Origin of the sequence: Blautia ammoniilytica (assembly GCF_025566965.1) — a bacterium.
GTDB classification, from domain to species: domain Bacteria; phylum Bacillota; class Clostridia; order Lachnospirales; family Lachnospiraceae; genus Blautia_A; species Blautia_A ammoniilytica.
Genome location: NZ_JAOQJL010000077.1, coordinates 1 through 1,524, shown reverse-complemented (window position 1 = coordinate 1,524; position 1,524 = coordinate 1). Strand labels below are relative to the sequence as shown.

At 39.4% G+C, this 1,524-nt stretch carries 1 protein-coding gene and 1 tRNA gene; both read left to right on the top strand.

Features of this window, described 5'->3' with window-relative positions:
- The first annotated feature begins 155 nt into the window (after window positions 1-155).
- Window positions 156-226 (top strand) — tRNA-Trp (locus OCV61_RS18395).
- Between the two features lie 217 nt (window positions 227-443).
- Window positions 444-1,331: a YitT family protein gene (locus OCV61_RS18390; protein ID WP_158422947.1), complete on the top strand. Its 888-nt coding sequence runs from the start codon at window positions 444-446 to the stop codon at window positions 1,329-1,331.
- Window positions 1,332-1,524 lie beyond the last annotated feature (193 nt).

The window sequence follows — 1,524 nt, the reverse complement described above, 5'->3', positions numbered from 1 at the left end:
GGAAGTGCAGTAATGTACGGAGTTGACCAGTACTAATCGGTCGAGGGCTTGACCAAAAAGCAGGTTAAAGATTCCAAAGGATGTCAGCATGTATGTGGTTTTGAAGGTACAAATGAAAGAGTGACTTTATGAGTCACCTTTTCTTATATAAATAAAGGGGATTGGTCAAATGGTATGATAGGGGTCTCCAAAACCTTTGGTGGGAGTTCGATTCTCTCATCCCCTGTTTTCTTAAGCGTCGGAAGCATTGATTTTACTTTGCTTTCGACTTTTTTTATTTATGAAAATAATAGTATCCTGTACAGGTCATCCGTACTTGACTTGGGCGATAATTATCACTTAATATACCTTTATAAAAACACACCATTTCATATGCAATAAACCAAGATTTATAAGGGGAATCGTAAGAAACTATATAGGCAGAAAATGAAAGGAGATTATGTATGACTTTGAAACAAGCACTTGGAAAGATGAAATGGAAGAATTTTTTCTTCCTTACGGTTGCAGGTATGGTGAATGCCTTTGGTGTCACGATGTTTATCGCTCCAGTAGATTTGTACGATAGTGGAATTTCAGGAACTTCAATTTTGCTGTCACAATTGACACCAGAGTGGTTGTCACTGTCTCTATTTTTGCTTGTATTGAACATTCCCCTGTTCCTGTATGGATTAAAAAAGCAGGGTGTTACTTTTACTATTTATGCAATCTATACGGTAGCAGTGTATTCTTTTGGAGCATGGCTGATTACTGATGTGCTGCCGGTGGATGTAAGTATTGTATCACCACTTGCCGGGTCAGATCTTCTTCTTTGTGCCATTTTCGGTGGACTAATTTCTGGTATCGGAAGTGGCATGGCAATTCGATTTGGAGGCGCCATGGATGGCATCGAGGTTCTTGCTGTCATCTTTGCAAAAAGACTGGGAATCACGGTTGGTACGTTTGTGATGGGGTATAATCTGGTGTTATATATCGTTTGCGGATTTGTTCTTCATAGTTGGATCCTTCCATTGTATTCGATCGTAGCGTACGGAGCGGCACTGAAGACAGTGGACTTTATTGTGGAAGGTTTGGATCGTTCAAAAGCTGCTACGATTGTAACAGTACACCCGAATGAAGTCTGTGCAGCTCTTTCAGAAGCCTTTGAATGTGGTATGACCATTACCGAAGCAAAAGGATATTATTCTGACTCTCCCAAAACGGTGGTGTATATTGTGGTAAACCGTTTTCAGGTTGGAAAGATGAAAGAACTGGTTCATGAAAATGACCGTTCTGCTTACATATCGATTGCAGAGATTGCGGATGTGTATGGGGCAAATACAGACAAGGTTTGAAACTGTATAACAGAAATAAATTGAATAAAAATACAAAGACATGTCGCACTAATTACTTAGTGCGACATCAGACTGTAGACAAACTTGGTGTTGGGTGTTATGCCCAGCACCATTTTTCTTTTAAAACTTCTTTTCTTTTTATTTTCTTCAAAATCAACAAAAATCTGGCTGTGTTCCAACCTCGTTTTTCCAG